This window comes from Serratia sp. GW822-FHT06E05 (assembly GCF_058799445.1).
This window is the reverse complement of sequence record NZ_JBXALM010000011.1, coordinates 28138-46951: the sequence shown is the minus strand read 5'-3', so window position 1 is coordinate 46951 and position 18814 is coordinate 28138. Positions and strand designations below refer to the sequence as shown.

At 56.1% G+C, this 18814-nt stretch carries 13 protein-coding genes; 7 read left to right on the top strand and 6 right to left on the bottom strand.

All coding sequences use genetic code 11. The features are described 5' to 3' along the window. The first annotated feature begins 45 nt into the window (after positions 1 to 45). On the top strand, positions 46 to 963 hold the full coding sequence (locus AC1RKC_RS20990) for a LysR family transcriptional regulator (protein ID WP_041415740.1): 918 nt from the start codon (positions 46 to 48) through the stop codon (positions 961 to 963). On the opposite strand, the gene AC1RKC_RS20985 is transcribed toward AC1RKC_RS20990, so the two are convergent. Next, a complete protein-coding gene (locus AC1RKC_RS20985; protein WP_493092710.1) occupies positions 955 to 1362 on the bottom strand; it encodes an ASCH domain-containing protein in 408 nt (135 codons plus the stop codon). The two genes, AC1RKC_RS20990 and AC1RKC_RS20985, sit on opposite strands and share 9 nt — an antisense overlap. 135 nt (positions 1363 to 1497) lie before the next feature. Between AC1RKC_RS20985 and AC1RKC_RS20980 the strand changes: the two genes are divergently transcribed. From AC1RKC_RS20980 to AC1RKC_RS20965, 4 genes are all read left to right on the top strand, one after another. Beyond that, positions 1498 to 2340 (top strand): 23S rRNA (adenine(2030)-N(6))-methyltransferase RlmJ, encoded by an 843-nt coding sequence (locus AC1RKC_RS20980; protein WP_020837454.1) that lies wholly within the window; start codon positions 1498 to 1500, stop codon positions 2338 to 2340. A gap of 129 nt (positions 2341 to 2469) precedes the next feature. Further along, positions 2470 to 3822 carry a glutathione-disulfide reductase gene (gene gorA, locus AC1RKC_RS20975; RefSeq protein ID WP_046374911.1) on the top strand — a complete coding sequence of 451 codons (1353 nt, stop codon included), beginning with the start codon at positions 2470 to 2472 and terminating at the stop codon, positions 3820 to 3822. A gap of 159 nt (positions 3823 to 3981) precedes the next feature. Then, complete coding sequence (locus AC1RKC_RS20970; protein ID WP_020837458.1) at positions 3982 to 4476, top strand: putative pterin-binding protein; 495 nt, start codon at positions 3982 to 3984, stop codon at positions 4474 to 4476. Next, a complete protein-coding gene (locus AC1RKC_RS20965) occupies positions 4473 to 6257 on the top strand; it encodes an ATP-binding response regulator (RefSeq protein WP_493092709.1) in 1785 nt (594 codons plus the stop codon). The genes AC1RKC_RS20970 and AC1RKC_RS20965 overlap by 4 nt, the downstream gene beginning before the upstream one ends. On the opposite strand, the gene AC1RKC_RS20960 is transcribed toward AC1RKC_RS20965, so the two are convergent. From AC1RKC_RS20960 to AC1RKC_RS20950, 3 genes are all read right to left on the bottom strand, one after another. Then, a complete protein-coding gene (locus tag AC1RKC_RS20960; RefSeq protein ID WP_044554851.1) occupies positions 6247 to 7098 on the bottom strand; it encodes a helix-turn-helix domain-containing protein in 852 nt (283 codons plus the stop codon). The two genes, AC1RKC_RS20965 and AC1RKC_RS20960, sit on opposite strands and share 11 nt — an antisense overlap. A gap of 465 nt (positions 7099 to 7563) precedes the next feature. Next, entirely contained in the window at positions 7564 to 10665 is a 3102-nt protein-coding gene (locus AC1RKC_RS20955; protein WP_493092707.1) for an autotransporter outer membrane beta-barrel domain-containing protein, read from the bottom strand. A 69-nt stretch (positions 10666 to 10734) separates the two neighbouring features. After that, positions 10735 to 13749 (bottom strand): autotransporter outer membrane beta-barrel domain-containing protein, encoded by a 3015-nt coding sequence (locus AC1RKC_RS20950; RefSeq protein WP_493092729.1) that lies wholly within the window; start codon positions 13747 to 13749, stop codon positions 10735 to 10737. 561 nt (positions 13750 to 14310) lie between these two features. Here AC1RKC_RS20950 and AC1RKC_RS20945 point away from each other — a divergent pair. Further along, entirely contained in the window at positions 14311 to 14490 is a 180-nt protein-coding gene (locus AC1RKC_RS20945) for a Tm-1-like ATP-binding domain-containing protein (protein ID WP_404780612.1), read from the top strand. 155 nt (positions 14491 to 14645) lie between these two features. On the opposite strand, the gene spy is transcribed toward AC1RKC_RS20945, so the two are convergent. Next, positions 14646 to 15143, bottom strand: coding sequence for an ATP-independent periplasmic protein-refolding chaperone Spy (gene spy, locus AC1RKC_RS20940; protein WP_020837467.1), 498 nt, complete (start codon positions 15141 to 15143; stop codon positions 14646 to 14648). Positions 15144 to 15754: 611 nt separating this feature from the next. Between spy and pdeR the strand changes: the two genes are divergently transcribed. Next, entirely contained in the window at positions 15755 to 17749 is a 1995-nt protein-coding gene (pdeR, locus tag AC1RKC_RS20935; RefSeq protein WP_046374906.1) for a cyclic di-GMP phosphodiesterase, read from the top strand. Between the two features lie 16 nt (positions 17750 to 17765). Here pdeR and AC1RKC_RS20930 read toward each other — a convergent pair whose 3' ends face one another. Continuing rightward, on the bottom strand, positions 17766 to 18632 hold the full coding sequence (locus tag AC1RKC_RS20930; RefSeq protein WP_493092706.1) for a crotonase/enoyl-CoA hydratase family protein: 867 nt from the start codon (positions 18630 to 18632) through the stop codon (positions 17766 to 17768). Positions 18633 to 18814 lie beyond the last annotated feature (182 nt).

The following is an 18814-nucleotide window of genomic DNA, read 5'->3' as shown; positions in this document are numbered from 1 at the left end:
TTGGCGCTATAGTTGAAATTGATAGATTTAATACGAGGAATAGTTATCAACAATTTAAAGCGGGTCGATCTCAACTTGCTGGTCACGCTGGAAGCGCTGCTCAGCGAACGCAACGTGACGCGGGCGGCGGCACGCCTCAATCTGAGCCAGCCGTCAGTCAGCATTCAACTGGCCAAACTGCGCGAGATTTACCATGATCCCCTGCTGCTGCCCGGCCCACGAGGGATGTTGCCCACGGCGCGCGCGCTAAGCCTGTTGACGCCTCTGCGCCAGACGCTGGCCGACCTCGGCCGCCTGCTGGCGCCGGAACACCCCTTTGATCCGCTGCTGGCCGAAATGACCTGGCAACTGGCCGCCGCCGACGCAGCCGAATATGCCATCCTGCTGCCGATGCTGCCCAAACTGCGGCAGGCAGCACCCCAATCCCGCCTGGCGATCCGCGAAGCATCGCCGAAACACATGAGTCGCGATCTGGCGGATGGCGTGATCGACCTCGGTTTTTTGTCCCGGGAAGAAGCCCCCGCCGAGCTGCGCCACCGGCAGTTGTTTCGCGAGGAGTACCTGCTGGTAGGCCGCCGTGACCATCCGTTGTTGCAAAGCCCCCCTTCGCTGGAGCAGTTTTGTCAGTTGGAGTTCGTGATGGTTTCGCAAGACGGCGGCGGTTTTCGCACCCTGATTGACACGCTGTTGGAAGCGCAGGGATTAGCGCGGCGTGTAGTGATGTCGCTGCCGCACTTCCTGTTCATCCCCGCACTGCTGGCGAGATCCGATATGGTCGCGATGCTGCCTTCACGCATGCTGGGCGAACTGCTTGGCGACCTGCGCACCTGGCCGGCCCCCTTGGCAATTCCCGGCTATGACATGGTAATGGTGTGGCATGAACGCTCGCACCTGGATCCGGCCCATGGCTGGTTGCGTGAGCAGGTGGTCAACGCCCTGGAGGCCCCGTCGACATCACTGTAAAACGTCAACCAGCTCAAACTGTTGAAACACCAGCCACATCTGGGGCGAGAACGTGCCTTCACGCGTAAAAAAATCCTGGTGCCCCTGCCGCCAGAACGCCAGGCTCTTATCCCCCTCACCTTCCTGTGCCGCCATCTCGGCCGTAACGTCGCAATAGCGAATCAGCTTCAATGACAGGATCCTGATGACGCAGGCCGGTTCGCCGCGGCCGTCAAGCACGATGTTGTAATCCCCGAGCATCGGCTCTTGCTCTTGCCGATATGCAAGATAAGAACAGCAGGTGGCGGTTTTTTGCCCCTCAAGCACCCGTTGCAACAGCTCGTCCGCCAGCATGGGGCTGTCGCCGAACGCCCAGCGAGACGCGCCAGGGTATTTAGCCAAAATGGCCGCTTTAGTCATCGCCTTTCTCCTTGATTGAAGGGCTGAGGTCACGCATTTCACTTTTTCCCGCCCAGACAGTTTATACTGTGCAGAATATAAGCCTTTATTCTGTTCAGCAGGCTCCGTCGGGAGCACAAGGAATTACCACAAGCCATGTTAAGTTACCGCCACAGTTTCCACGCCGGCAACCACGCCGACGTGCTTAAGCACACCGTTCAAAGCCTGATCATCGAATCGCTGAAAGAAAAAGAGAAGCCGTTCCTGTACCTGGATACCCACTCCGGCGCAGGTCGCTATCAGCTGAGCGGTGAACACGCCGAGCGCACCGGGGAATACCTGGAAGGCATCGGTCTGCTGTGGCAACGTGATGACCTGCCGCAAGAGCTGGCAGCCTACATGAGCGTAGTGCACAACTTTAACCGCACCGAAAGGCTGCGTTACTACCCTGGCTCGCCACTGATTGCCCGTCAGCTGCTGCGTCCGCAGGATAAAATTCACCTGACCGAACTGCACCCGAGCGACTTCCCGTTGCTGCGCAGTGAGTTCCAGAAGGACGAGCGTGCCAAGGTGCAACGCGCCGATGGCTACCAGCAGTTGAAATCCCAACTGCCGCCGCTGTCGCGCCGCGGGCTGATCCTGATGGACCCGCCGTACGAAATGAAAACCGATTACCAGGACGTGGTAAAAGGCCTGCAGGAAGGCTACAAGCGCTTTGCCACCGGCACCTACGCGCTGTGGTACCCGGTGGTGATGCGCCAGCAAATCAAGCGCATGCTGAAAGACCTGGAAGCCACCGGCATCCGCAATATTCTGCAGATCGAACTGGCGGTAAGACCCGACAGCGACCAGCGCGGCATGACCGCCTCAGGCATGATTGTGATTAACCCGCCGTGGAAGCTGGAACAACAGATGAAAAACGTGCTGCCATGGCTGCACAAAACCCTGGTGCCGTCAGGTAATGGCCACCATTTGGTGAACTGGGTAGTGCCGGAATAAGCTTCCGGGGCGCGGCCTGCCGCGCCTTTACCCCACCTATCACAGCCATTGACGCAATCTTTGCGACAAACCTGCATCAGGCGTTAAACTCTTACGCTCTTCGATTCACACAATTCATGGAAATCCCAGATGACCAAACATTACGATTATCTAGCAATTGGCGGCGGCAGCGGCGGCATCGCATCGATCAACCGGGCAGCCATGTACGGCCAGAAATGCGCACTGATTGAAGCCAAAGAACTGGGCGGCACCTGCGTAAACGTGGGTTGTGTACCGAAAAAAGTTATGTGGCATGCGGCGCAAATCGCCGAGGCCATCCACCTGTACGGCCCGGATTACGGTTTCGATACCACCGTCAACGCGTTTGACTGGAAGAAGCTGGTCGCCAACCGCACCGCTTATATCGACCGCATCCATAATTCCTACGACAACGTGCTGGGTAAAAACAAAGTCGACGTGATCAAAGGCTTCGCGCGCTTTGTCGACGCCCACACGGTGGAAGTGAACGGTGAAAAAATCACTGCCGACCATATCCTGATCGCCACCGGCGGCCGTCCAAGCCACCCTGACATTCCGGGTGCAGAATACGGCATCGATTCAGACGGTTTCTTCGATCTGGACGCCATGCCAAAACGCGTTGCGGTGGTGGGTGCTGGTTATATCGCAGTAGAAATCGCCGGCGTGCTGAACGCGCTGGGGGCTGAAACCCACCTATTCGTGCGTAAACACGCGCCACTGCGGACTTTCGACCCGATGGTTGTCGAGACTCTGGTGGAAGTGATGAACACCGAAGGGCCAAGCCTGCACACGGAATCCGTGCCAAAAGCCATCGTCAAAAACGCCGACGGCAGCCTGACGTTACAGTTGGAAAACGGCAAGGAATTCACCGTCGACAGCCTGGTGTGGGCGATTGGCCGCGAACCGGCAACCGATAACCTGAACCTGGCCGTTACCGGGGTGAAAACCAACGAAAAAGGCTACATCGACGTCGATAAATACCAAAATACCAACGTAAAAGGGATTTACGCCGTGGGCGACAACACCGGCGCCGTCGAGCTGACTCCGGTTGCCGTAGCCGCAGGCCGTCGCCTGTCCGAACGCCTGTTCAACAACAAGCCGGAAGAGCACCTGGATTACAGCAACATCGCCACCGTGGTGTTCAGCCACCCGCCGATCGGCACCATTGGCCTGACCGAACCGGAAGCGATTGAGAAATTCGGTGCGGACAACGTGAAAGTGTACAAATCTTCCTTCACCGCCATGTACAGCGCCGTGACGCAGCACCGTCAACCGTGCCGCATGAAGCTGGTCTGCGTGGGCAAGGAAGAGAAAATCGTCGGCTTGCACGGCATCGGTTTCGGCATGGACGAGATCCTGCAGGGCTTTGCCGTAGCCATTAAAATGGGTGCGACCAAGAAAGACTTCGACAACACCGTGGCGATCCACCCGACCGCCGCAGAAGAGTTTGTGACCATGCGCTAAGCTTGGGCACCCGCTAAAACTCAGGCCAGGTTAACCCCCTGGCCTTTTCTTTTCGTCCTCTTTACCCTTTACTTCGACACCGCCCTCTATTTTCTGCCATTATTTTGCCTGATATATGGGCAAGGCTCATGCAAGCATCCGCGACTCTGGAGAACATTGATGCTGTTCAATCTGTTTAAAAACACGCTGTGGGCATTTTTTGCGCTGGCCATCCTTCAAACCAGCGCGCTAAGTTTCACCCTGGAAGTCGCGGGAAACATCGAAAACACCACCGATCCGGTAAAGAAAAGCTATCTGTTTACCGATAAACAACTGTTGGCAATGCCGGTGCGCAGCATCACCACCTCTACCTCCTGGACGCCGCAAAGAAAGTTCGAGGGGATTGGCGTGGCGGACATTTTGGCGCGCGTCGGCGCCAAAGGCAGCACGCTGACATTTTATGCGCTGAACGATTATTACATCGACGTGCCGCTGTCCGATGTCGAAAAATACAACATGATTTTGGCTTACAAAATGGACGGCGTTATGCTGAAGATCAGAAACTTCGGCCCGCTGTTTTTGGTTTACCCGAGGGATGCCGCCGGGCCTGAGCTAAATTCTCCGCTCTACAACTCGCGCTTCATCTGGCAAGTGGACAGGATCGTAATCAAATGAAGCTCACAGGGTTTAAAAGCGGCAGCAGGCTGGCGATCCCGGCTATCTTTGCCGCACTGTTTCTGGTTGCCTCTACGGTGACGCTGTATTACTACAGCGCGACCCTGTCGAAAAAAGGGTTGTATGCTATCGCTGGCACGCAGGAAAATTACTCCTGGTCGATCGCCAAATTCTCGATCAAGCTGGCGGAATTCGACACGCTGGTCGAACAGTTGAAAAACGCACCGCAGGTGGATAGCGAAGATCTTCGGCTCAAATTTGAAATCCTTTATTCGCGCTTTTACGTGCTGGAAACGGTCTCCGAATCCACCCAGCCGCTGTATGCCGAACCGGGTTATCCCGAAGTCGTCACGCACATGCGCGAGAAAATGGATCAGATTGATAATTTGCTGAACAGCCCGAAAATTGATTTCTCTCTGATTTCGCAGGCGATGAAGCAAATCAAGCCCTATGCGATTGAGATGGCTAACCTGACCGATCATGCCGAAGTGAAGCAGCGCACCGCTGCCTACGAAGACTATATCGAGAAACGACACATCATTTTCTATGGTCTGGTGATCGTGATGTTTTCAGTGATCGCGCTGATCGCCATCACGCTGATTGTGCTGCGTCAGCAGCGCCTGACCATCCGCCAGCAGGCCAAGGCCATTGAGGCGGAAAAAGCCACCCGCACCAAAAATGCCTTTCTGGGCGCCATCGGCCACGAGCTACGCACCTCGCTACAGAGCATCATGTCCGCCATTGATGTGCTGGTGAATACCCAGGTGTCGGCCGAGCACGCGGACACTTTCCAAAGGCTGGAAACCGCCGCACAGCAAATTGAAAGTCAGATGAAAGACCTGACCGATTACGCCCATCTCGACAGCGGTATGATGGAACTGCGTATCGCTCCCTTCGATGCCCAGCGGCTGGTTGAAGAAACGGCGAATGAAATCAAAATGCTGCGCCAGAAAGATCAGGTCACTTTGCTGTGTGAAGTGGAATGCGGCCATCTGCAGATACATTCCGATCCGCTGCGCATCCGGCAAATTATCGTCAATCTGCTGACCAATGCGTTCAAATACACCGAAAGCGGCACCATCACGCTGCATAGTTGCTTGCGCAGCCAGGCTACCGGCAGTTCGCTGATTATTGAGGTCACCGATACCGGGATTGGTATCGAAAAGGGAATGCTGGATCAGATATTCCGGCCCTTCACCCAGCTTGATCAATCACATACCCGCCAGTATGGCGGCGTCGGCATGGGGTTGGCGATTGTGCACGGGCTGGTGACGCTGCTCAACGGCACCATTACCGTCTACAGCGAAATCAAAAAAGGCAGCACCTTTATCGTCAGCATTCCGGTAGAAGTCAGTAACGAGGAGGAGTTGGGTGAAACACCGCTCCACCAGCAAAGTTTGCCGCAGAAACAGCAGCATATCTTGGTCGTCGATGACAATAAATCGGTGAGTGACGCCTTCTCGGCGCTGCTGGACAAGCTCGGCTATCAGCATGAGCTGTGCAACTCGTCTGAAAGAGCGCTGCAAAAACTGCTGCGGCGTCCTTACGACGCGTTGCTGCTGGATCTGCAAATGCCGGGAATCGATGGGGCCGCACTGGCTAAAAAACTGCGTGACCAACGTGGCCCCAACCGCCATATCCCGATTATCGGCATCAGCGCCTACACCCCGGAGCAACTGTCTGTCGAACAGCGGGCGCTGTTCGACAACTATTTAATGAAACCGGTTCGGCTGGACGCCTTGTCATCCGCACTGGCTTCACTGCTCGCTGCTAAAGGTTGAAGCACCGCAACAGTGCGGCTTCGATAACGTGGAGCCGCACGGGTTTTTCATAAGGGCCCAGCACGTCATAGTCACGCATCGCCCTGGCGATTTCAGACTCCCGCTGGTCGGTACCCAACTGACCGGTAAGCACTAAAACCGGCGCGTCTGGGTTATCCGACGCGCGGATGGTTTCAATACAGCGATCTGCCGTTTCCTGACCGATCAACCAGTCGACCACGTAACCATCGAACAGGCTTTGCTGCAGTGCCTGACAAAAGCTGCTGACGTCGTAAAATGCCACGGCATGGAAACCGCGCCCGTTTAGGTATTTGGTCAGCTCATCGGCCGCCAGATGCGAATCATCGAGCACCGCAATGCTCAAACGCTCGTCTTCGACGGCGGCGGGGCGAACCTCTATCAGTTCCACACAATAGCGTTGCCCCTGCGGTGCATCATCCGCGCGATAAATGCCCCATTGCCCAGCCTGCTGCAGTGCGACATATTCCGCAGTCCGCCCGCCAATCAGCTCATGGCCGATATAACCGACGCAGGCTAATTCCACCCCGCCCACGTAAAAGATGGCATCACGTGCAATAGTTTGCGCGGAGACGTCATGTTCAGCACCGGTATCTACGATCGCAGCCGGCGTTTCCCCTAATGCCGCCGCGACGTCGTTAATCTGCTCCAGAGTCCAGGGACTTTGCCCTTTCAGCTTGCGATGCGCATGCGAAAAACTCAGATCCAGAATACGGCTGAGCTCCTTGGCATGCTGCCGCTTACCAATCCCATAATGTACAAACAGTTCCCTGACCCGGTTTGCAATCGACTGTGAATCGAATTTCTGATGATTGTTATCCATTTTTTCCTTCGATTTTTTTGCTGTTTTTTCAGTCGTTTTCATACTTGCCGTGCAAAAAAGCGATCTAAAACTGGTATATGGTACAATGTATTATCTAAACATTGCTTGACATACCACATTATATAGTCAAACATGGTATCAGAAGAGACACACAGCAACACCACAATAAAAATATAACAATAGTGAAATCGCATCACCAATAATCACAATAACACCAGGGAAAGCTCATTTCGGTTGCTGTACTGAGAGAATGTATGCAACAGACCCTCACCGAAACTTGAGCCGTAGCGCTAATCTGTTTTACCCGCATTTGAACCGAGATCCGCAAGGGTCTCGGTTTTTTCTTGCCTTATTTTTACCTTAACCCTGCCGCTCCACACCGCCGCCTGCGGGGAAACCATGCAAAAAAATAGGGCCAGCAAGCTGGCCCTGTGGGTTTAAATCCCGAAAGTGAAATGTGTTGGATCAGAACTTCCAGGTAAAACCGGCGTTGACGCTGTTGTCCTGGTAGTTTTGCGACAGCAGCCCGCCATAGCCCAACGACAGCGTGGCGTTCTTGTTCACCGCCACTTCCGCACTGGCTTTCAGCACCGCACCGTCACGCGACGCCGACACGCTGTTCACCACGAACGGTGAGCTGCCGCCGTTGAACTTCAGCCCGGTACCGCGATCCAGATCGCCGTACTGATGCTGCCAACCCAGCTCGCTGCGCAGCGCCACCGCAGTGGTTTTGCTCGCCTGCCACTCGGTGTCCGCACGCAGCCCCAGCGTCGAGACCGTCGCGTCGGTGTGTTGCTTGTCACCGTGCAGCGCCGCCGCCCCACCGTCTTCCGCGATGCCGTTGTTCTGGAAGTTGATGTACGCCAGGTTGGCGAACGGCTCCAGATTCACCCAGGCCGCTTTTATGCTGTATCCCGCTTCGGCGAACACCTGCTCGGTGCGTGCACTGTACTTCGCGGTTTCGCGATCTGACTGCATGCCGTAGTTCACCGAGCGTGAGGTATCGAAACGGTGCCAGGTGTAACCCCCACCGGCACGCAGCGCCAGTTCACCGAACTGTTTGCCGCCGTACACCGCCAGGTGGTAGTTGTCGCTGTCAGCATTCGAGCCATAACCGCCGTCCAGCGAAGTGCGGGTATAACCGGTCGCGACCCCTAACCGCCATTCGTCCGCCAGCGGCGAGTCCAGCCCCACCAGCACGCCGTAGGTGGATGCCTGATAGCCCGTGGCATTGGCATCGCCCGACGCGTGGTCCCAGGCCCCCAGCAGTTGCGCCCAGGCGCCACCGTCGTCGTCAGCCTTGATGTCCGGCGAGGTCGCCAGCCCTTCCGCCTGACGCAAACGGCCGTTCAGCGCGTCGCGCAGGTAGCGGCTGTCGTTGACCTGTGCCGAAGCGATATCCGCGTGGATCTGCCCCGACAGCTGGCGGAACGCCTGCCGCGCTTCCCCCGCCGAACCGGCGTTGAGGATGCTTTCAAACACCGGATTACCCGCCGCCAGCGCATCTGCCGCCGCCGCCACCGCCCGCTCGTTCTGCGTTGCTGCCACGCTGGCGAAGCTGGTGTCATTACGGCCGACGTTAAGCGTTACCTGATTCGGCTGATAGGTCAGCCCGGTGCCCAAGAACAGGTAGTTCGGCGCCACAGAGTCAAACTGCCCGCGAACACCCTGCTGGGCGGTCAGAATGTTGTACTGCTGACCCAGCAGGCTGCGAACCTCGTTTTGCGACAGCAGGTTGCTGCTGTTTTCCAGCGATACCGTCACTTCACCGCCGCCGATCGTTGCCGATCCGTTACTTTGGATCCGATCGCTTTGGCCGTTCGCTGCCACTTCCACCGCGTAACGGGAGCCTGGTTCGAAGCTGACGTCACGAGTCACGTTCAGCGTGCCGATCGAATTGCCCGGCGCCACGGTACCGCCGCTGCGCGCGGTCAACGACCCTAGCGTACCGGAACCGCCCAGCACGCCGGCGCTTTGTACCGTCACGTCCGAAGTTACCGAACCATTTACCGCCAGCAGGCCGGTATTGACCCACGTCGGGCCGGAGTAGGTGTTGTTACCGGTCAGTACCAACGCCCCCTGGCCCACTTTGGTCAGGCCAGCATGACCGGAAATATCGTTGGAATACACTTCAAGCGAGCAGTGGTAGTCATCGCAGACTCTGGCATGCAACGTACCCTCATCGATGATCGCCCCCATGCCAGGAATATTGGCGACAAATTGCGACGAGCCATAAGCCACGCCCGTCGGGTCCGGAATACGAAACTCCTCGGGGATATCATCGACGGTATAGAACATGCCCGGACCGTTAATCGCCTTGCCCAGATTGATCATCCCCCAGCCATACAAGGCATCGATGCCCGGAGCCCCCATATCGGTCGCGGTCGTTTTAAGCACATCGGCAATTTGCGCCGACGTCATGTACGGGAAACGCTGCAGCAATACGGCGACTGCGCCGGTCACGTGCGGCGTCGCCATTGAGGTACCGTTTTTATTGCCATAGTCGGAGACCAACTGGTTCGGATCTGAACCGTTGGCTACCGTGCTGTAGATTTTACTGCCCGGCGAGGAGACGCAGAAGCTGGCGGTATAGCCGCAACGCGAAGAGAAGCTGCTGATGGTGTAAGGCACGCTGTTGGTGGAGGCGTCATCCTGCGCGACGCTGGCAACCGACAGCCAGTTAGGCGCAATATCCGGCACAAAATAGGCCAGGCCGCTGATCACATCCGGTTGGTTGTAGTTGCCGTCGTTACCGGCGGCGAACAACACCAGAATATTTTTACGTGCCGCATCGATAGCCCCCTGATAACCCGCCCCCGCCAGGCTGCCCAGCAAGGGTTTCACCTGATCAAACTGTTCCTGCGCGTCTTTCAGCTCGAAATGCAGCGCATCGGGTTTCTTGCCATTATCCGAAAGAAAATCCGGAATGCTGACGCCCCAACTGTTGTTGATCACCCGCACGCCGTTGTTGATCATCGCCTGCCAGCCCGCGTTGGTCACGCTGCCATCCAGCCCGAGGAACTCACCGTAGGCCGGGCCGTCATTGTCGTTATCGACGCTGATGATTTGCGAATCAAAGGCGACGCCGTGCATGCCGGTGCCGTCACGGTTGGCACCGCTGATACCGGCAACATGGACGCCGTGGTTACTTAACTGCCCCTGTGAACCACTGTAAAAATGGAAAGTACCGTCAAAGTAAAAGCGATCGCCGGCCTTAATCCCCTCACGATGCGGATCGGTATAGGCGCGATAGCCTTCGGTGACAACGTTAGTCAGCTTGCCGTCACCGGCAAATTCCGGATGCTGGTTCACCGGGGTATCGAAGATCCCCACCTTTTGCCCTTTGCCGGTATAACCTGCCGCGTAAGCCTCGTCGGCATGGATAGCCCCCAACCCCCAGTTAGCATTGAATTCATTGCTGCGCCAACTGGCCGGATCGCCGCTCCTCCCCCCTTCGGTATAGGTCGCGGCCTGTGCACCACCGGCGGCCAACAACGCGCATAACAGGGCGTTCAGTTTCCATGTCGGCGCCAATGCCGGTTTGTTGTTTCCTGCAGATTGCTTCATTCCCTTATCCCTTGTTGTTTTTGGTAAAAACCGCCCCAGCGGGACGGTTGTTCCGTTTGTTTTTTAAGATCAGAAATGCCAGGTAAAACCGGCGTTAACGCTGTTGTCCTGGTAGTTTTGCGACAGCAGCCCGCCGTAGCCCAGCGACAGCGTGGCGTTCTTGTTCACCGCCACTTCCGCACTGGCTTTCAGCACCGCACCGTCACGCGACGCCGACACGCTGTTCACCACGAACGGTGAGCTGCCGCCGTTGAACTTCAGCCCGGTACCGCGATCCAGATCGCCGTACTGATGCTGCCAACCCAGCTCGCTGCGCAGCGCCACCGCAGTGGTTTTGCTCGCCTGCCACTCGGTGTCCGCACGCAGCCCCAGCGTCGAGACCGTCGCGTCGGTGTGTTGTTTGTCACCGTGCAGCGCCGCTGCCCCACCGTCTTCCGCGATGCCGTTGTTCTGGAAGTTGATGTACGCCAGGTTGGCGAACGGCTCCAGATTCACCCAGGCCGCTTTTATGCTGTATCCCGCTTCGGCGAACACCTGCTCGGTGCGCGCACTGTACTTCGCGGTTTCGCGATCTGACTGCATGCCGTAGTTCACCGAGCGTGAGGTATCGAAACGGTGCCAGGTGTAACCCCCGCCGGCACGCAGCGCCAGTTCACCGAACTGTTTGCCGCCGTACACCGCCAGGTGGTAGTTGTCGCTGTCAGCATCCGAGCCATAACCGCCGTCCAGCGAGGTGCGGGTATAACCGGTCGCGACCCCTAACCGCCATTCGTCCGCCAGCGGCGAGTCCAGCCCCACCAGCACGCCGTAGGTGGATGCCTGATAGCCCGTGGCGTTGGCATCGCCCGACGCGTGGTCCCAGGCCCCCAGCAGCTGCGCCCAGGCGCCACCGTCGTCGTCAGCCTTGATGTCCGGCGAGGTCGCCAGCCCTTCCGCCTGACGCAAACGGCCGTTCAGCGCGTCGCGCAGGTAGCGGCTGTCGTTGACCTGTGCCGAAGCGATATCCGCGTGGATCTGCCCCGACAGCTGGCGGAACGCCTGCCGCGCTTCCCCCGTCGAACCGGCGTTGAGGATGCTTTCAAACACCGGATTGCCCGCCGCCAGCGCATCTGCCGCTGCCGCCACCGCCCGCTCGTTCTGCGTTGCCGCCACGCTGGCGAAACTGGTGTCATTACGGCCGACGTTGAGCGTTACCTGATTCGGCTGGTAGGTCAGTTCGGCCCCCAGGAAGGGAGAGAAGGTCGATGTGGAGGTAAACTGCCCACTGATACCCTGCTGGGCGGTGAGAATGTTGAACTGCCGGCCGATCAGACTGCCTGCGTTGCCCTGCGAAAGTAGATTGACGTTTTTTTCTTGCAACACTGCCACCTCACCGCCGCCGATCGTTGCCGATCCGTTACTTTGGATCCGATCGCTCTGGCTGTTCGCTGCCACTTCCACCGCGTAACGGGAGCCTGGTTCGAAGCTGACGTCACGAGTCACGTTCAGCGTGCCGATCGAATTGCCCGGCGCCACGGTACCGCCGCTACGGGCAGTTAACGAACCCAGCGTACCGGAACCGCCCAGTACGCCGTCGCTTTGCACCGTCACGTCCGAAGTCACCGAACCATTTACCGCCAGCAGGCCTTGATTGACCAGGGTTGGGCCTGCGTAGCTGTTATTGCCGGTCAGCACCAGTGTGCCGATGCCCACCTTGGTCAGACCGGCGTGACCGGAAATATCGTTGCTCCAGACATCCAACCCGCAATGAATATCGTCACACACACGCTCGGTAGGTTTGCCTTTGTCCAGTACTGCACCGATGCCTGGCAGATTCACCACAAATTGCTCCGGGCCGTAGGCACCGCTCACGCGGAACTCCTCCGGGATATCCTGTTCGGTGACAAACATCCCCGGGCCGTGGATCGCTTTGCCCAAATCAATCATCCCCCAGCCGTAAAGCGCATCAATGCCCGGTGCGCCCATATCAACCGCGGTGGTTTTCAGCACCGAAGCCACCTGTGCGCCGGTCATATAGGGGAAGCGTTCCATCAGCACTGCAATGCTGCCTGCCACGTGCGGTGCGGCCATTGAAGTTCCGCTGTATTTGGCATAGCCGGTGGTCAGGTTATCTACGCTATTGCCTTCGATAATCGAGCTGTACACCTTGCTGCCCGGAGCGGAAACACAGAAGCTGGCAGTATAGCCACAGCGGGAGGAGAAGCTGCTGATGCTGTAATCACCGGTGTTATTCGGATCCTGCAGGCTGGCGACCGACAGCCAATTCGGCGCGATCTCCGGCACGAAATAGGCCAAACCGGCCATCGCGTCCGGGTTATTCAGGTTGTAATCGTTACCGGCGGCAAAGATGGTGACAATGCCGCTGCGCGCCGCATCGATCGCCCCCTGATAAGCACCACCGGCTTTAGTACCGAGGATCTGTTTGATTTGGTCGAACTGTTTCTGCGCGTCGGCAAGGGTGAAATGCGGATAGGCTGGATCTTTACCACCCTGATCAAATTTCTCGGTAATGCCGATACCCCAGCTGTTGTTGATGATGCGCGCACCGCTGGCGATCAACGCGTTCCAACCGGCCTGATATACCGCGCCATCGTTGCCGAGAATGATGCCGTCTTCCGGCCCCGGATCCCCGTTCTCCGCACTGATGATTTGCGCGTTAAACGCCACACCGTGCATCTCGCCGCCGTCGCGGTTACCGGCGGCGATGCCGCCTACGTGGGTCCCGTGCGAGCCGAGAGTGCCGTCGGAATCCACGCTTGGCGTGCCGTCATAGCGAAATGCATCGCCTTTCTTCACCGGGATATAGGGATCGGTATATTCGCGGATCCCCGTCGTGACCAGGTTGATCACTTTGTCCTGACTGCCGAACTCCGGGTGTTTGGCATATACCGGCTGATCGAAAATGCCGAGCTTAACGCCTTTGCCGGTATAACCGGCGGCGTAGGCCTGATCGGCGTGGATGGCCCCCAGCCCCCATTCGGCATTAAATTCCTTACTGCGCCAACTGGCGGGATCGCCCTGCTTGCCATTCTCGATATAGGGCGCAGCCTGCGCCCCACCGATGGTTGCCAGGCAAAAAAGCATCGCGCTCCACTGGGCGCGGCTAACGCCAATTTCAGGCCAGCCGAAGGCCGCCTGAACAGGCTTGACTCCTCTACGTTTATTTTCCATCCCAGATACCGTCCATTGTTGTTTGCAAATGTTTTATTGGTTTTTTTGTGTAACAGTTTCGTAACACCAAATAAATAAAGCACAACAATCTCAAGCGCGCCTTATGGGTCAATAAGGCAAACGCCTAACGGGGGAACGTCATTGTTAGAAAAAAGGAAGGAAAGACATAAGGATTTTGAATGACCGAAAACGGGCGGGAAGAATGAGCCCCTCCTGGCGAGATGAAAAGCTAATCAAATGATAAATAGAAATAAATCAAATAACAAAAGCCGACAAACTCGCCTCCGTCGACCATTAAAAAAAAGCATAAAATGCGTTTATTATTTCTTTTAATTATAAGAATTATCAATATTCACTCAGTGAAATATGCTGGTTTACACGGAGCAGACCATTGAAAATTGGATTATCATGCTAACGGTTTTTTGCTGTTCATCGCATCTTCTTCAGCCTGCGGAATAATGACTTTCGCCAGTAATGAATGCCTGCACAGGCGAAGTGCGCTTCATGATCCCGGCTTGCGGTGTACCCACATTGGACGCGCCGCGGCAGCCGTTTCGGGATCCACAGGCGCTGGCCGCTTTTATCGATACGCCGGGAGCCACTGTGCGGCCCACCAGCAAAAGATGTGTTGGTAAAAACCGCTTATCATATTAATGACCCGCGTTTTGCCCAGATCGTGATCGAACAATTCTGCTCGGTTACTAGCCTGCCGAATGAGTTTCTTCCACGGGCCTTATCAACGGAAAGGTTCTTTAATCCAAAAAAAGGGCCAGAGAATTAATCTGGCCCTTTTTACTTACCGCATGAAATTATTTCTGTTCAGTCGTCATTTTCGACTTCATGTTATTCATGTGGTCCATCATTTTCTGTTCGCGTTTCTGATAATTCTCATTGTATTGTTTTTTCTGCTCTGGGGTCAGCAGGTTGTACATTTTATTTTCAGCTTTGGCGCGCTCCAGCATATGCTCGGACTGAGTTTTGCTGATGGCATCAATTTGGGCTTTCGCTTTGGCTTCATCGAAGCTGTCGGAGGCGACCAGGCTATGCAAGGCCTGACGCTCCTCTTTCATGCCCGCACCGCGTTTCTGATGCGACTCTTTCATGATATCGCGCATTTGTTGGCGCTGCTGTTCAGTCAGGTTCAGACCGGCGAATGGTCCGCCTTTACCCTCACCTTTGTGGTGCATCATTTTCATCGGAGTGGCATCTGTCGTCGCAGGTGCCGCTGTCGTATCTGCAGCGAAAGCCATGGAAGCAGAACCCAGAGCCAGAGTAGAAGCGACAAATAAAGCGGTCAGTTTACGCATGATCATTTCCTTAAAATTATTCTTCATCAGGAGCGCTGTACGTGAACAGGCTCATCTTTCGTCGGAGATAATAATAGGCCGATAAACATATAGTAATGCGATGGTGTGTAAATTTATTAAAGCCCGAAACAGGTTTATTCGACAATAATGAATGAATTATGGAGATGTTGTTTATTATCTGGAAATTTTGGTTTCCCCTGGCCTGACGATCACCTGATTTTGCTTTCCCCCCGATGGGGTTATTCCTGTCAATGCCCGTCTTTATTATAATTTAGGCTTATCCACTGCAACCGTCCTGCAACAAGATGACGACGGCATCGAAAGCAGCAATCGTACGAATCTCTCGAAAGCGCAGGTTCTCACTTACACTTAAGATTGTATCCACCCCCAGTGAGATCGTCAGGATCCGATGCGCAACGCAGCCTTCTGCAGCGGCGGCAACGCGACGTTTACACTGCAAAACTAATTATTGGTCATATAATAGTTTCATCCTCTGCCCGTGAAAAACGTGTTATATGATGGAGATACGTGCACTACGGCCACTACCGAGCCAGAATTTGCTGCTGTGCCCATCGCACAGGCTGGCTGTCGTGCCATTTTGAGGAATCATCATGTTCGCAGACCAAGGCCCTATGCTTCTTAATGCCCACTTCGGCACCAACAGCCCATATTGGCGGTTGGCGTTTGACAGCAATGCCCTGGCGCTGTCGGCAGTGAAAGGCAAAACCCATATGGCCGTGGCGCTCAGCGCCATGCAGGCAGCCAAAATCCGCCGTCTGACCGGCATTACCGCCAGCCTTGATATCACCATCACGCTGGGGGGTGAGCCGATACATCTGCATCTGGTCGGGCGCAGGATCAATAATCAGGAATGGGCGGGTACCGCCTCGGCCTTCAGCGACACCCAATCGGTCGCCCGCGATCTGGTACACGGCCTGTCTTTTGCCGAACAGGTGGTGTCAGAAGCCAATTCGGTGATTGTGATTGTTGACCAACATGGTCGTATTCAGCGCTTTAACCGACTGAGCGAAGAGTACACCGGCCTGCACGAACATGATGTTATTGGTAAAAACGTCTTTCAGCTGTTTATGAGCCCGGAAGAAGCGGCGGCATCGCGGCGAAACATCGCCGGTTTTTTTCGCAACGGATCATCCTATGAGGTGGAACGTTGGATCAAAACGGTGAAGGGGGAACGGCTGTTCTTGTTTCGCAACAAGTTCGTCCACAGCGGCAGCGGTAAAAATGAGGTGTTCCTGATTTGCTCCGGCACCGACATCACCGAAGAGCGTCGCGCTCAGGAACGACTGCGGGTATTGGCCAATACCGACATTATTACCGGCCTGCCCAATCGCAATGCCATTCAGGACAAAATCACCCAGGCAATCGCCGCACGCGACGGCAATCATGTCGGTCTGGTGTATCTCGATCTCGACAACTTTAAGAAAGTTAATGACGCTTACGGCCATATGTTCGGCGACCGTTTATTGGTGGAGGTGTCGTTGGCGGTGCTTGGCTGCCTCGCGCCAGACCAAACGCTGGCTCGCCTGGGGGGCGATGAGTTTCTGGTGCTTGCCCAGCAGGCCGATCGCGAGATGTTGCAACGGCTGGCCCAGCGCATTATCGACCGCTTGAAGACCCCCTTTCGTATCGGCCTTATCGAGGTCTATACCGGCTGTTCGATTGGCATTGCGCTATGCCCCGAACATGGTAACGATCTCGACAGCCTGATCCGCAGTGCTGATACCGCCATGTACGTCGCCAAAGAGCACGGCAAACGCACCTATACCGTGTTCTCGCCGGAAATGAACAAACGCGTCGCGGAATACATGTGGCTGGATACCAACCTGCGAAAGGGGTTGGAACAAGATCAACTGGTGGTGTACTACCAGCCCAAAATCGAGGCGCTCAGCGGCAAGGTGTGCAGCGTAGAAGCTTTGGTGCGTTGGGATTCACCCGAGCGCGGCCTGATCCCACCGTTGCAGTTTATCTCTTATGCCGAAGAATCCGGTCTGATAGGCCCACTCGGGCGCTGGGTGCTGCAAACCGCCGCCAGACAGGCCGCACAGTGGCAGCGACAGGGCTTGAATCTGCGGGTGGCAGTGAATCTTTCCGCACGGCAGTTGGTTGATGATTCCATCGTTGAAGATCTCGCTCAGGTATTGCAGTGCAATCACCTGGCCCCCTGCCTGCTCGACTTCGAACTCACGGAAAGCAGCCTGATTGAGGATGAAAAACGTGCCCGCGAAGTGATCACGCGGTTACGCGATCTGGGAGCGCAGGTGCATCTCGATGATTTTGGCACCGGCTACTCTTCTTTGGCCCAGTTGGCCCGCATTCCGCTGGATGCCATCAAGCTGGATAAAAGCTTCGTGCGCGGGGTGAATTGCAATCCGGTTTCGCAGTCGCTGGTGCGCGCCATCGTCGCGGCGGCCGAAGCGCTCAGGTTCCGGGTGATTGCCGAAGGTGTAGAGACCGAAAGCGAAAATCAGTTTCTGGATGAAGTCGGTGTGGATGAGAAACAAGGATTTCTGTTTGCGCGGCCAATGCTCCCGGACCAGTTGGAACATTGGCTGCAATCTTATTGCCCGCATCCCTCCTCAGCCTGATGCGGGCCAGGTAATGTTAGCCTGCACGACGCAGGTTTAGCGTGTGGCGGTCTTGTAGCATAACCAGACGCTCGATATAGGCACGATCTTTCTCCTCGATGGTGAAGGCCGAATGCACCCAATCCTCGGTAATATCCATCAGCTCCGAACGCGTGAGCTGCAGCACCCGCTGACGGGCGCGTAGCATGGCGCGCATCCCGTTCAATTTGGGCCGGATGGTATCGATGAAGGTGCGGGTCGCCACATAAGCATCGCCGGGCTGGAACAACTGATCGACCAGGCCACGGCTTTCAAACCATTCAGCGGTGTGCGACTCGCCCCCCCAGATCAGCTCTTCCGCCAGGCGCATACCTGCCTTGCGTGCCACCAGCGAATATCCCCCCATGCCGGGGAACAGGTTGAACGCAATTTCCGGAAAACCCATCCGCGCGTTGTTCTGTGCCAGCACGAAATGGTGTGCCAACGCCGCTTCGAAGCCGCCCCCCAGGGCGCTGCCCTCCACCATCGCAATGCTGACCGCACCGGTATCAAACCCGCGCGCCGCCGCATGCACGCAGTCAATGCAGGCACGTGCGTAAGCCATCATCGCCTCGCGCTTGCGGTTTTTAATGGCCTCGGCAAAGAACTGCAGATCGCCACCGACGTTGAACATATTGGGCACCAGCGATCCGGTGACCCAAAAATCAAACTGCATTGAAGACTCTTTTGCTGCCTGCGCCAGCGTCATGATGTCTTCGATTAACGCCTGATTGAAGCAAGGGCGCGGTTCAGCACGCAGCAGCATCCACATGATGTGCCGTTCCTCCTCATAGTAGGCGGATATCTGGGTCAAATTGCCCGCTTCGGTAAACGGGCGACAGGTGGGGTGATTAAGTAATTTCATATGACCTTCCATTTTCTCTCGTGTTAACAGTTGAAACCGTTCCAGCCCCTACGGCTGCAGTTGCGCGGCGACTGGTAAACCGCCGCGCCACATCATGAGTAAACGCTTTCTTGGTGATGAAACAGATAAAAATTGAAGGTCGGAGAATGAAAAAAACCGCGCTGGAACGCGGCTGACATAAG

Bases quoted from the DNA above. Each gene is read 5' to 3' on its own strand.
- AC1RKC_RS20985 (WP_493092710.1), bottom strand. From the start codon at position 1,362: ATGACTAAAGCGGCCATTTTGGCTAAATACCCTGGCGCGTCTCGCTGG.
- AC1RKC_RS20980 (WP_020837454.1), top strand. From the start codon at position 1,498: ATGTTAAGTTACCGCCACAGTTTCCACGCCGGCAACCACGCCGACGTG.
- AC1RKC_RS20955 (WP_493092707.1), bottom strand. From the start codon at position 10,665: ATGAAGCAATCTGCAGGAAACAACAAACCGGCATTGGCGCCGACATGG.
- AC1RKC_RS20945 (WP_404780612.1), top strand. From the start codon at position 14,311: ATGAATGCCTGCACAGGCGAAGTGCGCTTCATGATCCCGGCTTGCGGT.
- AC1RKC_RS20970 (WP_020837458.1), top strand. From the start codon at position 3,982: ATGCTGTTCAATCTGTTTAAAAACACGCTGTGGGCATTTTTTGCGCTG.
- spy (WP_020837467.1), bottom strand. From the start codon at position 15,143: ATGCGTAAACTGACCGCTTTATTTGTCGCTTCTACTCTGGCTCTGGGT.
- AC1RKC_RS20930 (WP_493092706.1), bottom strand. From the start codon at position 18,632: ATGAAATTACTTAATCACCCCACCTGTCGCCCGTTTACCGAAGCGGGC.
- AC1RKC_RS20965 (WP_493092709.1), top strand. From the start codon at position 4,473: ATGAAGCTCACAGGGTTTAAAAGCGGCAGCAGGCTGGCGATCCCGGCT.
- AC1RKC_RS20950 (WP_493092729.1), bottom strand. From the start codon at position 13,749: ATGCTTTTTTGCCTGGCAACCATCGGTGGGGCGCAGGCTGCGCCCTAT.
- gorA (WP_046374911.1), top strand. From the start codon at position 2,470: ATGACCAAACATTACGATTATCTAGCAATTGGCGGCGGCAGCGGCGGC.
- pdeR (WP_046374906.1), top strand. From the start codon at position 15,755: ATGTTCGCAGACCAAGGCCCTATGCTTCTTAATGCCCACTTCGGCACC.
- AC1RKC_RS20960 (WP_044554851.1), bottom strand. From the start codon at position 7,098: ATGGATAACAATCATCAGAAATTCGATTCACAGTCGATTGCAAACCGG.